Origin of the sequence: Chlorobaculum sp. 24CR, from assembly GCF_004118635.1 — a bacterium.
GTDB lineage: Bacteria > Bacteroidota > Chlorobiia > Chlorobiales > Chlorobiaceae > Chlorobaculum.
Genome location: NZ_SDGU01000106.1, coordinates 1 through 340, shown reverse-complemented (window position 1 = coordinate 340; position 340 = coordinate 1). Strand labels below are relative to the sequence as shown.

Here is a 340-nt window from a genome sequence, read left to right as displayed (position 1 = left end):
AACTGGGGGGCGGTTATCAATCAGTTTTCCATTAAATTCGAGGGAAGGATGCCTCTATGAAAACGACCGTTTACACACTTATCTGAACAGGCTCGCGTTGCTTTTTAGCTATACTGCTTCCCCTTGTTCATGGTTTGATATTGAGCATTAGCGATGCAAAAAAGGCTTGTTCCGACGGATATAACAGGTCTCTATTGTGCGTGTTGGACAAATCCAATACTCTTAGTAAAAAAAGAAAAATGCGTTAATAAAGGATCCTCGAAGCAGAGCTTCGAGGTATTTAGAAGAGTTGGAGCTGCTGTGAATGCAACTTTTTATACTCAATTTCTCGACCTTGACT

1 protein-coding gene is annotated in these 340 nt (G+C 40.9%); it reads left to right on the top strand.

What is annotated here, in order from left to right; all coding sequences use genetic code 11:
* Positions 1-153: 153 nt before the first annotated feature.
* Positions 154-340 (top strand): hypothetical protein (locus tag EST62_RS13690; protein ID WP_209019453.1); only part of this gene is annotated, 187 nt, incomplete at its 3' end.